Origin of the sequence: Enterobacter sp. 22499 (assembly GCF_052044815.1) — a bacterium.
GTDB classification, from domain to species: Bacteria; Pseudomonadota; Gammaproteobacteria; order Enterobacterales; family Enterobacteriaceae; genus Enterobacter; species Enterobacter bugandensis.
Genome location: NZ_JBQENR010000001.1, coordinates 572,486 through 584,841 on the forward strand (window position 1 = coordinate 572,486; position 12,356 = coordinate 584,841).

The window sequence follows — 12,356 nt, forward strand, 5'->3', positions numbered from 1 at the left end:
TTTCCTCAGGTTGTCGATTTAACGTCCAGCTTTTAATAGTAGCCAGATAAAGACTGGCGCGCCCAGCGTTGCGGTCACCACGCCAACAGGCAATTCTGCGGCCGTCAGGGCGAGACGGGCGATGATGTCGGCCACCAGCAGCGTGGCTGCCCCGGCAACCGCCGAAGCCGGAAGCAAGGTTCGATGATCCGTGAAGCCGCAAAGACGCAGCATGTGCGGAATGACCAGCCCGATAAAGCCAATCGCCCCCGCCAGGGCCACGCTCACGCCTACCAGCCAGCCAATGGCAATGACCAGTACGTTACGCCAGAAACCAATCGGCATGCCGAGCTGGCGGGCAGAGATTTCCCCCAGCGCGAGCCGATTCAGCGGCTGGGCCTGCAGCGCAGCCCACGCGATGACCGGTACCAGAAGCGCCATTAGCCAACCCTGGTGCCAGTCAACGCCGCCAAAGCCTCCCATCATCCAGTACATGAGCTGACGCAGGTCAAAGGAGGTCGAGAAGTAGACCGCCCAGGTCATCAGCGCGCTACAGATGATCCCCAGCGCGACGCCGGCAAGCAGCAGCCGGCTGGTCGACAGGTGACGTCTGGCGAAGCGAAGAAGAATGACTGTGATCAGCAGTGCGCCGAGAATGGCGCTCAGGCTAATGCTCCAGCCGGAGAGTTCTCCCCCACCCAGCATCACCGCCGCAATCAGCCCGACGCCTGCACCGTTCGACACCCCCAGCAGGCCGGGCTCCGCCAGCGGGTTTTCGAACAGCGCCTGCATAATAGTGCCAGACAGCGCCAGCGCGGCGCCGACCAGGATCACCGCGACGGTGCGCGGCAGGCGAATTTGCCAGACGAAGAGCTGCCCGTCAGGCCCCAGCCAGCTTTCAGGCCCGATCCAGCTGTCGCCTGCGCAGAGGCTAATACCCGCGGCAAGAATAAGCAGCAGCACCAGCAGAAGCAGGCGACGCCGATCGGAACGGTGCTGGCGATGAGCATAATCAAGCATGTGTACGGTTTGTTAGCGAGTGATGTAATTGATTTTACGGCGTGTTTGCCGGAGAGCGCAAAGAAAAAAGGCCGCGTGGGCGGCCTTTTTGGTTAGTTCATATTACTCTGCTTTAGGCGTTGCGTTTTCGACGCGGCTCTTTAACTTCTGGCCGGGTCTGAAGGTCACCACGCGGCGGGCTGTAATGGGAATATCTTCCCCCGTCTTCGGGTTACGGCCCGGACGTTGGTTTTTGTCTCGCAAATCAAAATTGCCAAAACCGGAGAGTTTTACCTGCTCACCATTTTCCAGAGCACGACGGATCTCTTCGAAAAACAGCTCTACCAGCTCTTTGGCATCCCGTTTGCTAAGCCCAAGCTTATCAAACAGATATTCTGACATTTCAGCTTTTGTAAGCGCCATAGGTTCAATCCCTCAATGATGCCTGGAATCGCTCTTTTAATGCCTCTACACATTTGGCGACGGTAGCGGCAATCTCCTCTTCTTCGAGTGTACGGCTGGTATCCTGAAGGATAAGGCTGATAGCGAGGCTCTTGAAACCTTCTGCTACGCCCTTGCCGCGGTACACGTCAAATAAGTTTACGCCAACTACCTGATTTACGCCAACTTTCTTACATTCGGCCAAAATATCTGCTGCGGGCACGTTTTCAGCGACCACAACCGCGATATCACGGCGGTTCGCCGGGAAGCGGGAGACGTCCTGCGCCTGAGGAATGACGCGGTCTGCAACCGGGCTCCACTCCAGCTCGAACACAATGGTACGGCCGTTCAGGTCCAGCTTACGCTCCAGCTCCGGGTGGACAACGCCAATGAAACCAACGCGTTTGCCGTCTAAATAAATCGCCGCGCTCTGGCCCGGATGGAGCGCAGGAATCGCTTCCGCGCGGAATTCAATTTCAGATAATTTACCGGTCAGATCCAGAATCGCTTCCAGATCGCCCTTCATATCGTAGAAATCAACCGTGCCTTTTGCCAGGTCCCAGTGCTCTTCGTAGCGGTTACCGCTGATGGCACCAGCCAGCATGAGATCCTGACGGATGCCTAAATTTGCCTGATTATCCGGCACAAAGCGCAAACCGCTTTCGAAAATGCGCACGCGGTTTTGCTGGCGGTTCTGGTTGTAAACGATAGTCCCCAGCAGGCCCGTCCACAGGGACAGACGCATCGCAGACATTTCGCTGGAGATTGGGCTTGGCAGGATCAGCGCTTCCTGACCCGGGTGGATCAGCTGCTGCAGCTTAGGATCAACGAAGCTGTAGGTGATCACTTCCTGGTAGCCTTTGTCGTTCAGCATGGTTTTCACACGCTTCAGGGACAGGTCGGCTTCACGGTGGGCGCCCATCACCAGACCCGCCTGCACAGGCTCGTCAGGGATGTTGTTGTAACCGTAAACACGGGCCACTTCTTCCACCAGATCTTCTTCAATTTCCATGTCGAAACGCCATGACGGCGCAACGGCTTTCCACTCGTCCTGACCTTCGGTCACTTCGCAGCCCAGGCGCGTCAGGATGTCGGTCACCTGCGCGTCGGCAACGTGGTGACCAATCAGGCGATCCAGCTTGCTGCGGCGCAGGGTAATGGTCGCACGCTTCGGCAGGGTCGCTTCGTTGGTGACGTCAATAACCGGGCCCGCTTCGCCGCCGCAGATGTCGATCAGCAGGCGGGTTGCACGCTCCATCGCTTTGTACTGCAGCGCTGGGTCAACGCCGCGCTCGTAGCGGTGAGACGCATCGGTGTGCAGGCCGTGACGGCGCGCGCGGCCGGTGATGGAGAGCGGGCTGAAGAACGCACATTCCAGCAGGACGTTTTGCGTTTCGTCGTTGACGCCAGAGTGTTCGCCACCAAAGATACCGCCCATCGCCAGCGCTTTGCTGTGGTCAGCAATCACAAGGGTGTCGGCGTTCAGTTTGGCTTCTGTGCCGTCCAGCAGCACCAGGGTTTCCCCCTCTTTCGCCATGCGCACAACGATGCCGCCGTCGATACGATCTTTATCGAACGCGTGCATCGGCTGGCCCAGCTCCAGCAGAACGTAGTTAGTGACGTCAACCACGGCGTCGATTGAGCGGATACCGCAGCGGCGCAGTTTCTCTTTCATCCAAAGCGGGGTTGGCGCTTTAACGTTAATGCCTTTTACCACGCGACCGAGATAGCGCGGGCAGGCATCAGCAGCGTCAACCTGAATCGGCAGCACGTCACTGATGGTCGCTTCAACCGGGACAATCTCCGGCGCGTTGAGTTCGGTCTGGTTCAGTACGGCCACGTCGCGCGCCACGCCGATGATACCTAAGCAGTCGGCACGGTTTGGCGTGACGCTGATTTCGATAGTATTGTCATCAAGCTTCAGGTATTCACGGATATCGGTACCCACTGGCGCATCCAGCGGCAGCTCGATGATGCCGTTGTGGTCGTCGGAAATACCCAGCTCGGAGAAGGAGCACAGCATGCCTTCAGACGGCTCACCGCGCAGCTTGGCCGCTTTGATTTTGAAATCACCCGGCAGTACGGCACCGACGGTCGCCACGGCCACCTTCAGGCCCTGACGGCAGTTTGGCGCACCGCAGACGATGTCCAGCAGACGGTCGCCGCCTACGTTCACTTTTGTCACGCGCAGTTTGTCAGCATTAGGGTGCTGGCCGCACTCGACCACTTCACCCACCACGACGCCGTTGAAGGCACCGGAAACCGGCTCAACGCCGTCAACTTCCAGGCCCGCCATGGTGATCTGGTTGGAAAGCGCTTCGCTGTCCAGCGTGGTGTTAACCCATTCGCGTAACCACAGTTCACTGAATTTCATTGTTCTGTCCTGCCCTTATTTAAACTGTTTGAGGAAACGCAGATCGTTTTCGAAGAATGCACGTAAGTCGGTCACGCCGTAGCGCAACATGGTCAAACGCTCCATGCCCATGCCGAACGCAAAGCCGGAATAAACTTCCGGATCGATGCCCACGTTGCGCAGCACGTTTGGATGCACCATGCCGCAGCCCAGCACTTCCAGCCATTTGCCGTTTTTACCCATCACGTCAACTTCCGCAGACGGTTCGGTGAACGGGAAGTAGGACGGACGGAAACGAACCTGCAAATCTTCCTCAAAGAAGTTGTTCAGGAAATCGTGCAGCGTGCCCTTCAGGTTGGTGAAGCTAATGTTTTTATCAACAATCAGACCTTCCATCTGGTGGAACATTGGGGTGTGGGTCTGATCGTAGTCGTTACGATACACGCGGCCCGGCGCGATGATGCGGATTGGCGGTTCCTGATCCTTCATGGTACGGATCTGAACGCCAGAGGTCTGGGTACGCAGCAGACGCGTCGCGTCAAACCAGAAAGTGTCGTGGTCAGCGCGTGCCGGATGATGGCCAGGAATGTTCAGGGCGTCGAAGTTGTGGTAATCATCTTCGATTTCCGGGCCAGTCGCCACGGTAAAGCCGAGCTCACCGAAGAAACTTTCAATACGATCGATAGTACGGGTAACCGGATGCAGACCACCGTTTTCAATACGGCGACCCGGCAGAGAAACGTCGATGGTTTCTGCCGCAAGACGCGCGTTTAGTACCGCGCTCTCCAGCTCGGCCTTACGCGCGTTCAGCGCCTGCTGAACCTGCTCTTTGGCTTCGTTAATCACCGCACCCGCTGCCGGGCGTTCTTCTGGCGGCAGTTCACGCAGGGTTGTCATTTGAAGGGTCAGGTGCCCTTTCTTCCCAAGATATTCGACGCGGACATTGTCTAACGCGGCAACATCTGAGGCCTGATTAATGGCGGCTGTTGCACTGGCAACCAGCTCTGCGAGATGTGACATGATTTTCCTCATTATGTCGGTGCAGACACCGATTTGGTGGAGTTATTCTCTCAAATTCAGGCACAAAAAAAGCCTCCATCGGGAGGCTTATCTGGCGCTGTTTTTCGTTTCATCTTTCACGCGCTAGCCTCCTGGAGTCAGGTGCTAAAGTAAAAGAAGAAGCGGAAAATAGCAGCATTCATGCTTGCGTTACCTTGTTGGGTAAAAACCGGTAAGACCTTATTGAAAAGCCTGCACGGATAAATGTCAATCTTCTGATGGTGTTAAATGAAAAGAGGGAGCCAGGCCCCCTCTCTCAACTGGCTTATGCCAGTGCTGCTTTCGCTTTTTCGACCAGAGCGGTGAACGCTACTTTGTCGAATACTGCGATGTCAGCCAGGATCTTACGGTCGATTTCAACAGAGGCTTTTTTCAGGCCGTTGATGAATTTGCTGTAAGAAATACCGTTCTGACGTGCTGCTGCGTTGATACGCGCAATCCACAGTTGACGGAACTGACGCTTACGCTGACGACGGTCACGGTAAGCGTACTGACCTGCTTTGATAACAGCCTGGAAGGCAACGCGGTATACGCGTGAACGCGCACCGTAGTAGCCTTTAGCTTGCTTCAAAATTTTCTTGTGACGTGCACGTGCAATTACACCACGTTTTACGCGAGCCATATGTGCTCTCCTGTATCTATATTCTTAGTAAAAAATTAAACGTTAACGGCTTATGCGTACGGCAGGCACGCGATAACCAGACCCAGATCGCCTTTAGAAACAAGGCCTTTTGGACGCAGGTGACGTTTACGCTTAGTAGATTTTTTGGTCAGAATATGACGCAGGTTTGCGTGCTTACGCTTAAATCCACCACCACCGGTTTTTTTGAAGCGCTTAGCAGCACCGCGTACGGTCTTAATTTTTGGCATCTTAATAACTTCCACTTCGCATTGTTAAATAAACGAAACATAGGCGAACAAAACCTATGAAACCCGAAGGCTCCACAGATTTTGCTGCTTGAAGGCCTTACTGTTTCTTCTTAGGAGCGAGCACCATGATCATCTGGCGGCCTTCGATCTTCGTAGGGAAGGATTCGACTACTGCCAGTTCACTCAGATCGTCACGGACGCGGTTAAGCACTTCCATACCAATCTGTTGGTGGGCCATCTCACGACCGCGGAAACGCAGCGTGATCTTGGCCTTATCGCCATCTTCCAGAAAGCGAATCAGGCTGCGGAGTTTTACCTGATAATCGCCATCGTCGGTACCAGGACGGAATTTGATTTCCTTAACCTGGATAACTTTTTGCTTCTTCTTCTGTTCCTTAGAAGACTTACTCTTTTCATAAAGGAACTTGCCGTAGTCCATGATACGACAAACTGGCGGTTCGGCGTTAGGGCTGATTTCAACTAAATCTACTCCAGCTTCTTCAGCCTTTTCGATCGCTTCTCTCAGACTCACAATCCCCAGCTGCTCGCCTTCCAGACCTGTTAAGCGAACTTCCTGGGCGCGAATCTCGCCATTGATACGATTCGGACGTGCCGTTTGAACTCGTTTTCCGCCTTTAATACCTTATTCCTCCAGTTGTTGAAGACTGCGGCTGCGAATCTCTTGTTGCAGCTTCTCAATCACTTCACTTACGTCCAGGCTGCCCAGGTCTTTACCACGGCGGGTGCGAACGGCAACTTTGCCTGCTTCCACCTCTTTATCACCACAGACCAACATATACGGGACACGACGTAAAGTGTGCTCGCGGATTTTAAAGCCAATCTTCTCATTTCTCAAGTCTGCTTTTACGCGAATGCCCGCATTTTGTAGTTTCTGCGTCAATTCTTTAACGTAATCTGCCTGAGAATCGGTAATGTTCATCACCACGACCTGCACTGGCGCAAGCCAGGTTGGGAAGAAGCCCGCGAACTCTTCGGTCAGGATGCCGATGAAGCGCTCCAGAGAACCGAGAATAGCACGGTGAATCATGACCGGTACCTGACGCTCGTTGTCTTCGCCAACATAAGAGGCGCTTAAACGCTGCGGCAGGGAGAAGTCCAGCTGTACAGTACCGCACTGCCATGCGCGATCGAGGCAGTCATACAGGGTAAATTCAATTTTCGGACCGTAGAATGCGCCCTCGCCCAGCTGGTATTCGAACGGAATACCGTTCTCTTCCAGCGCTACGGCGAGATCCGCTTCTGCGCGATCCCAGGTCTCATCGCTACCGATACGTTTTTCCGGACGCGTTGAGAGTTTGACCACGATCTTCTCGAAGCCAAAGGTGCTGTACATATCGTAGACCATACGAATACAGGCGTTAACTTCATCACGGACCTGATCTTCAGTACAGAAGATATGCGCATCATCCTGCGTAAAGCCACGCACGCGCATCAGACCGTGCAGCGCACCTGATGGCTCGTTACGGTGGCAGCTACCGAACTCCGCCATACGCAGCGGCAGGTCGCGGTAGGATTTCAGACCCTGGTTGAAGATCTGAACGTGGCCCGGGCAGTTCATTGGCTTGATGCAGTATTCACGGTTCTCGGACGAGGTGGTGAACATCGCATCTTTGTAGTTGTCCCAGTGGCCGGTTTTTTCCCACAGCACACGGTCCATCATGAACGGGCCTTTCACTTCCTGATACTGGTACTCTTTCAGCTTGGAACGTACGAACGTTTCCAGTTCACGGAAGATAGTCCAGCCATCGTTATGCCAGAACACCATACCCGGCGCTTCTTCCTGCATGTGGTACAGGTCAAGCTGCTTACCGATTTTACGGTGGTCACGCTTCGCGGCCTCTTCCAGGCGTTGCAGGTACGCGTTCAGGGCTTTCTTATCCGCCCACGCGGTACCATAGATACGCTGCAACATCTTGTTGTTGCTGTCGCCACGCCAGTAGGCGCCGGCGATCTTCATCAGTTTGAAATGATGACAGAAGCGCATGTTCGGCACGTGCGGTCCACGGCACATGTCGACGTATTCTTCGTGATGGTACAAGCCAGGCTTGTCATCATGAGCAATGTTTTCATCGAGAATAGAGACTTTATAGCTCTCGCCACGCTTGACGAAGGTTTCACGCGCTTCGTGCCAGCTGACTTTCTTCTTGATGACGTCATAGTTGGTCTCGGCGAGCTCGTGCATACGTTTTTCGAGCGCGTCGATATCTTCCTGGGTCAGGGTGTGGTCAAGATCAACGTCGTAGTAGAAACCGTTGTCGATAACCGGACCGATCGCCATTTTGGTGTTTGGCCACAGCTGCTTGATAGCATGACCCAACAGGTGTGCGCAGGAGTGACGAATGATCTCCAGACCTTCTTCGTCTTTCGCGGTGATGATTGCAAGCGTCGCATCGTTTTCAATCAGATCGGACGCATCAACCAGCTCACCGTTAACACGGCCGGCGATGGTCGCTTTCGCGAGGCCAGGACCGATGTCCAGGGCGACATCCATAGGGCTAACAGCGTGGTCGAAATGGCGTTGGCTGCCATCAGGAAGAGTAATTACAGGCATTTTATATCCTTATTTGCAGTGATGCCCCACACATAAGAGCATATACAAAGAAAATAATCGTGATTTGACAATAGATTACGACACCATCTGACCAACAATCGTCAAATTGGTTCGTCATCATGCACCTGCCGAATTCAGATTAATGCGGATTTACGGCAAGCGACGTAATGTTAACACTATCAGCAAGGAGATTGCACCCTCTGCAGCCAGAATGATGGGCTGGCACGTAGCGTAAATTTGCAGATTGCATCTCTCCGGCGCTCGCATTTCAGACATGCTGGGCTACTCTTGAACATGCCTTTTATATCAACAGGTGCATACCATGAATGTATCCAGTAGAACGGTTGTGATTTTGAACATCCTTTCCGCAACAGGTTTAGTGTTGATCCTCGCCGAACGATTCCACTGGTTCTGAGCCGACCCCTTGTTGGCATAACTCGATCGCTCCCGGGAAGGCGCATCTTTTGGCCCCGTTTGATAGACTATGCGTATCAACGAACAAGGATTAGGTTATGCCAACAAAACGATTTGCCATAAAACACTGGAAAATGGTGCTGGTGCTGGTTGCCATCTGCGGTGCAATGCTGTTATTTCGGTGGGCGGCAATGATTTGGGGCTAAGTACAAATAAAAATAAATGCCGTGGCGCGTGATGAGAATTTATTGGCGCGGGTTACCATAATAATGAAAACGGGCCGACACTTTCATCGGCCCGCTATGATTACATTTTATAGCCCAGCGAAATCGTGGTTCTGCGATCGGTATGATCCGGTGCCGTTTCTGGCGGTGAAGAGTTCCAGGTCACGTTGTAGGCCAATTTCAAACCGAAGTGTTCATTGATAGCCACATTCAAAGCGCTTTCGGAATTCAGCGTCGTATCCTCGGCACCAAACACAGAAACACCCTGCGTAAATTTGGTGTTATCGGTCATCTGCCAGGCATACGTGCCGGAAGCATAGCCCAGCGGCTGGGTTTCATTTTCGCCATTGGTGTACTCGTCATAGCGGACACCAGGACCGAATTCGAAACGGAGGCTGTGTACCGGACCATTCAGGAACTGACGACCATAACCGGCGGTGAACACATCGCGCTGGCGATAGCCGTTGAAGCGGTCGGTTAACCAACTTGCCTGACCAAAGATGTAGTCATAGTCGGTCATGTTGTAACGGCTACGTCCACCGACCGCGTATTTCTCGGATGAGCGTTCATCGTTAGCGGACGTGTTGCTGGCATTCCCCCACAGCGACCATGCAGTGGTATTGCCGTACCAGGTCAGGGTGCTGTCCGCCGTCAGAGAAGAGCTTTTCGTGTTACCCGATTGCGCAAGATACCCGGCGTTCAGGTTACCTTCAAACGGTTTTTTGGCAGTGGAGGGATCGTCCATGACAGTAAAAACGGTGTCATCGGCGGCTGCATTCAGTGATGCAAAAACGCCACCCGCCAGCATCAGTGCTGCGGGTACTGTCTTCAAAAGCTTCATTTTATTTAAGGAGTCCGTACAACAAAAAAAGAGACCACCACGGTCTCGGAAACTTTCTTGAGGATCAATGACAAGGCGTCCAGAGAAAGGTAACAAATTATAAAAAGGCGCAAATAACATAGCAATATTTTCTTATTTCATTTTTTGAATAAGAACGATCTCAAAACGCGTTTTATTTTATATATCCCTCATCGCATTTATGTCAGCATTCATTTTTAAAATCATACTGTTATTTACATTGCCTTCCTGTCGATCGGTGCCAGGCTTAAAAGAACCCATGCTAAAAGGAGGTTATGATGGCTTCTATTTATACGCTGACGCTCTCCCCTTCCCTCGACTCCGCGACCATAACGCCGCAGATTTACCCTGAAGGTAAACTACGCTGTAGCGCACCCGTATTTGAGCCGGGCGGCGGCGGGATTAACGTTGCGCGCGCGATTACCCACCTCGGTGGTAAAGCGACTGCCATCTTTCCGGCCGGTGGTGCAACGGGGGAGCATCTTGTTGCCTTGCTGGCCGATGAACAGGTTGCCGTGGATACCGTTGACGCCAAAGACTGGACCCGGCAGAACCTGCATGTCCACGTTGAGTCCAGCGGGGAGCAGTATCGTTTCGTTATGCCAGGCGCCAGGCTGAGCGACGATGAGTTTCGTCAGTTGGAAGAGAAGGTGCTAACCATTGAAAGCGGCTCGCTGCTGGTCATCAGCGGTAGCCTGCCGCCAGGTGTCAAAACAGAAAAGCTGACAGCACTGGTTGATGCCGTACTTCAGCGCGGCATTCGCTGCATTGTCGACAGTTCAGGCGAAGCCCTGCAGGCGGCATTAGAACCCGGACAACTTGAGCTGGTTAAGCCTAACCAGAAAGAGCTGAGTGCGCTTGTTAATCGCGAACTTAGCCAGCCGGATGACGTGCGTACTGCCGCTGAAGAACTGGTTCGCAGCGGCAAAGCGCACCGCGTTGTCGTCTCTCTCGGTCCTCAGGGTGCGCTGGCCGTCGACAAGACGGGCTTTGTGCAGGTTGTTCCGCCCCCAATGAAGAGCCAGAGCACCGTTGGCGCAGGCGACAGTATGGTCGGCGCGATGGCGCTGAAGCTGGCGCAGGGCGCATCACTTCTGGAGATGACGCGCTATGGCGTCGCGGCGGGGAGTGCCGCCACCATCAATCAGGGAACGCGCCTGTGTTCGCTTGCCGATACGCAGAAAATCGTCGATTACCTGTCACGAAGCTAACCGATATATCCCCCTCCTGGCGGAGGGGGATATCTGTGGAAGTCGCCAAATATGGCGTATCGACTATGCTAAAAAAACTTTCAGGATAACAACGAGGTGAATTATGAGCAGTGGTGATATCACCCGCTACGTCGTGACCATCAGCCTTCATGAAGCATCGCTGACCGAGCTTAACGAGCTCAACAATGCCTTTACACGGGCGAATTTCCTGCTCACGCTAACGGATGACGAAGGTCATATTCATGATTTAGGCACCCTGGCGTTTGGCCTGATCGCAGCCCTGAGTGAAGAAGAGGTGCATGCGCTGGCCGCCAGCCTGGTGGAAAGCGTGACCGACAAGCCTGCCGACATCACCGTGGAGACGTGGGAACGCTGGCAGAAAAAAGAACAATAAGTGCCCTGCATGAAATTAATCCGCTCAGGTGTGCGTTAGTTCGTATTTTTTTACCGCAGTTATGCGCTAACTTTATGATCTGGCAGACAACATGGGAGAGTCAACATGTGGCAGGCTATCAGTCATCTTTTACATGAGCAATTGGGTGAAGGTGAAATTGAACTGCGTAACGAGCTGCCGGGCGGGGAAATTCACGCCGCGTGGCATTTACGCTACGCAGGACGCGATCTGTTCGTTAAATGCGACGAGCGAGAGCTGCTCCCGATTTTTACCGCTGAAGCCGATCAGCTTGAACTGTTGTCCCGCAGTAAAACGGTGACGGTACCTGAGGTGCTGGCCGTGGGCAGTGACCGGGACTACAGCTTTCTGGTGATGGACTATCTCCCTGCCCGCCCGTTGGACGCCCATAATGCCTTTATTCTCGGGCAACAGTTAGCGCGCCTGCACCAGTGGAGCGACCAGCCCCAGTTTGGTCTCGACTTCGACAACGACCTTTCCACCACACCGCAGCCCAATGCCTGGCAGCGCCGCTGGTCGACGTTCTTTGCCGAGCAGCGCATCGGATGGCAGCTTGAGCTGGCCGCAGAGAAAGGGCTGGAATTTGGCAACATTGATGCCATCGTCGAGCATGTGCAACAGCGCCTGGCCTCCCACCAGCCTCAGGCGTCTTTACTGCACGGTGATTTATGGTCCGATAACTGCGCGCTGGGCCCCAACGGCCCGTATATCTTCGACCCGGCTTGCTACTGGGGCGACAGAGAGTGCGATTTGGCCATGTTGCCCCTGCATCCCGAACAACCGCCGCAAATATACGATGGCTATCAGTCTGTCTCCCCTCTGCCGCCGGACTTCCTTGAGCGCCAGCCCGTGTATCAGCTCTATACGCTGATGAACCGAGCCATTCTTTTTGGCGGGCAACATCTGGTCAACGCCCAGCGTGCGCTTGAACGCGTGCTTGCGGCTTAAAGACAAAACGGGTGG

The 12,356-nt window shown here is 53.9% G+C and carries 15 protein-coding genes and 1 other annotated feature; of the genes, 5 read left to right on the forward strand and 10 right to left on the reverse strand.

Annotated elements, in window-relative coordinates; translation table 11 throughout:
• Positions 1 to 18 precede the first annotated feature (18 nt).
• The 9 genes from btuC to thrS form a co-directional block, all read right to left on the reverse strand.
• Positions 19 to 999: a vitamin B12 ABC transporter permease BtuC gene (gene btuC / locus ACTJI7_RS02730; protein ID WP_045630141.1), complete on the reverse strand. Its 981-nt coding sequence runs from the start codon at positions 997 to 999 to the stop codon at positions 19 to 21.
• A gap of 102 nt (positions 1,000 to 1,101) precedes the next feature.
• Positions 1,102 to 1,401, reverse strand: coding sequence for an integration host factor subunit alpha (ihfA, locus tag ACTJI7_RS02735; protein ID WP_003857805.1), 300 nt, complete (start codon positions 1,399 to 1,401; stop codon positions 1,102 to 1,104).
• Positions 1,402 to 1,405: 4 nt separating this feature from the next.
• Positions 1,406 to 3,793, reverse strand: a complete 2,388-nt coding sequence (pheT, locus tag ACTJI7_RS02740; protein WP_028012816.1) for a phenylalanine--tRNA ligase subunit beta — start codon at positions 3,791 to 3,793, stop codon at positions 1,406 to 1,408.
• 15 nt (positions 3,794 to 3,808) lie between these two features.
• Positions 3,809 to 4,792, reverse strand: a complete 984-nt coding sequence (pheS, locus tag ACTJI7_RS02745) for a phenylalanine--tRNA ligase subunit alpha (RefSeq protein WP_010426091.1) — start codon at positions 4,790 to 4,792, stop codon at positions 3,809 to 3,811.
• 62 nt (positions 4,793 to 4,854) lie between these two features.
• Positions 4,855 to 4,979: a sequence feature (Phe leader region), on the reverse strand.
• The gene (pheM, locus tag ACTJI7_RS02750; protein ID WP_001386830.1) at positions 4,930 to 4,974 is read right to left on the reverse strand and encodes a pheST operon leader peptide PheM; all 45 of its coding nucleotides are present in this window, start codon (positions 4,972 to 4,974) and stop codon (positions 4,930 to 4,932) included. Its footprint overlaps the feature before it by 45 nt.
• Before the next feature lie 117 nt (positions 4,980 to 5,096).
• A complete protein-coding gene (gene rplT / locus ACTJI7_RS02755) occupies positions 5,097 to 5,453 on the reverse strand; it encodes a 50S ribosomal protein L20 (RefSeq protein ID WP_000124850.1) in 357 nt (118 codons plus the stop codon).
• 50 nt (positions 5,454 to 5,503) lie between these two features.
• Complete coding sequence (gene rpmI, locus ACTJI7_RS02760; RefSeq protein WP_003030583.1) at positions 5,504 to 5,701, reverse strand: 50S ribosomal protein L35; 198 nt, start codon at positions 5,699 to 5,701, stop codon at positions 5,504 to 5,506.
• Between the two features lie 97 nt (positions 5,702 to 5,798).
• Positions 5,799 to 6,341, reverse strand: a complete 543-nt coding sequence (gene infC, locus ACTJI7_RS02765; RefSeq protein WP_023616141.1) for a translation initiation factor IF-3 — start codon at positions 6,339 to 6,341, stop codon at positions 5,799 to 5,801.
• A gap of 3 nt (positions 6,342 to 6,344) precedes the next feature.
• The gene (gene thrS / locus ACTJI7_RS02770; protein ID WP_028012814.1) at positions 6,345 to 8,273 is read right to left on the reverse strand and encodes a threonine--tRNA ligase; all 1,929 of its coding nucleotides are present in this window, start codon (positions 8,271 to 8,273) and stop codon (positions 6,345 to 6,347) included.
• 322 nt (positions 8,274 to 8,595) lie between these two features.
• Here thrS and yncL point away from each other — a divergent pair, with 322 nt between their 5' ends.
• Together yncL and yniD are read left to right on the forward strand one after the other, a co-directional pair.
• Complete coding sequence (yncL, locus tag ACTJI7_RS02775; RefSeq protein ID WP_071787459.1) at positions 8,596 to 8,688, forward strand: stress response membrane protein YncL; 93 nt, start codon at positions 8,596 to 8,598, stop codon at positions 8,686 to 8,688.
• A gap of 97 nt (positions 8,689 to 8,785) precedes the next feature.
• On the forward strand, positions 8,786 to 8,893 hold the full coding sequence (gene yniD / locus ACTJI7_RS02780; RefSeq protein ID WP_120279406.1) for a small membrane protein YniD: 108 nt from the start codon (positions 8,786 to 8,788) through the stop codon (positions 8,891 to 8,893).
• Positions 8,894 to 8,993: 100 nt separating this feature from the next.
• On the opposite strand, the gene ACTJI7_RS02785 is transcribed toward yniD, so the two are convergent.
• A complete protein-coding gene (locus ACTJI7_RS02785) occupies positions 8,994 to 9,752 on the reverse strand; it encodes a DUF481 domain-containing protein (protein ID WP_028012813.1) in 759 nt (252 codons plus the stop codon).
• A gap of 296 nt (positions 9,753 to 10,048) precedes the next feature.
• On the opposite strand from ACTJI7_RS02785, the gene pfkB reads away from it, so the two are divergent.
• The 3 genes from pfkB to ACTJI7_RS02800 all read left to right on the forward strand — a co-directional run bounded on the left by pfkB (position 10,049) and on the right by ACTJI7_RS02800 (position 12,341).
• Positions 10,049 to 10,981, forward strand: coding sequence for a 6-phosphofructokinase II (pfkB, locus tag ACTJI7_RS02790; protein ID WP_041910452.1), 933 nt, complete (start codon positions 10,049 to 10,051; stop codon positions 10,979 to 10,981).
• Positions 10,982 to 11,084: 103 nt separating this feature from the next.
• On the forward strand, positions 11,085 to 11,375 hold the full coding sequence (gene ghoS / locus ACTJI7_RS02795) for a type V toxin-antitoxin system endoribonuclease antitoxin GhoS (protein WP_028012811.1): 291 nt from the start codon (positions 11,085 to 11,087) through the stop codon (positions 11,373 to 11,375).
• 105 nt (positions 11,376 to 11,480) lie between these two features.
• Entirely contained in the window at positions 11,481 to 12,341 is an 861-nt protein-coding gene (locus ACTJI7_RS02800; RefSeq protein ID WP_041910453.1) for a fructosamine kinase family protein, read from the forward strand.
• Positions 12,342 to 12,356: the final 15 nt, after the last annotated feature.

What these genes read in the sequence shown, in the direction of transcription:
- btuC (WP_045630141.1), bottom strand. Translation starts at nt 999, where the DNA reads ATGCTTGATTATGCTCATCGCCAGCACCGTTCCGATCGGCGTCGCCTG.
- ihfA (WP_003857805.1), bottom strand. Translation starts at nt 1,401, where the DNA reads ATGGCGCTTACAAAAGCTGAAATGTCAGAATATCTGTTTGATAAGCTT.
- pheT (WP_028012816.1), bottom strand. Translation starts at nt 3,793, where the DNA reads ATGAAATTCAGTGAACTGTGGTTACGCGAATGGGTTAACACCACGCTG.
- pheS (WP_010426091.1), bottom strand. Translation starts at nt 4,792, where the DNA reads ATGTCACATCTCGCAGAGCTGGTTGCCAGTGCAACAGCCGCCATTAAT.
- rplT (WP_000124850.1), bottom strand. Translation starts at nt 5,453, where the DNA reads ATGGCTCGCGTAAAACGTGGTGTAATTGCACGTGCACGTCACAAGAAA.
- rpmI (WP_003030583.1), bottom strand. Translation starts at nt 5,701, where the DNA reads ATGCCAAAAATTAAGACCGTACGCGGTGCTGCTAAGCGCTTCAAAAAA.
- thrS (WP_028012814.1), bottom strand. Translation starts at nt 8,273, where the DNA reads ATGCCTGTAATTACTCTTCCTGATGGCAGCCAACGCCATTTCGACCAC.
- yncL (WP_071787459.1), top strand. Translation starts at nt 8,596, where the DNA reads ATGAATGTATCCAGTAGAACGGTTGTGATTTTGAACATCCTTTCCGCA.
- yniD (WP_120279406.1), top strand. Translation starts at nt 8,786, where the DNA reads ATGCCAACAAAACGATTTGCCATAAAACACTGGAAAATGGTGCTGGTG.
- ACTJI7_RS02785 (WP_028012813.1), bottom strand. Translation starts at nt 9,752, where the DNA reads ATGAAGCTTTTGAAGACAGTACCCGCAGCACTGATGCTGGCGGGTGGC.
- pfkB (WP_041910452.1), top strand. Translation starts at nt 10,049, where the DNA reads ATGGCTTCTATTTATACGCTGACGCTCTCCCCTTCCCTCGACTCCGCG.
- ghoS (WP_028012811.1), top strand. Translation starts at nt 11,085, where the DNA reads ATGAGCAGTGGTGATATCACCCGCTACGTCGTGACCATCAGCCTTCAT.
- ACTJI7_RS02800 (WP_041910453.1), top strand. Translation starts at nt 11,481, where the DNA reads ATGTGGCAGGCTATCAGTCATCTTTTACATGAGCAATTGGGTGAAGGT.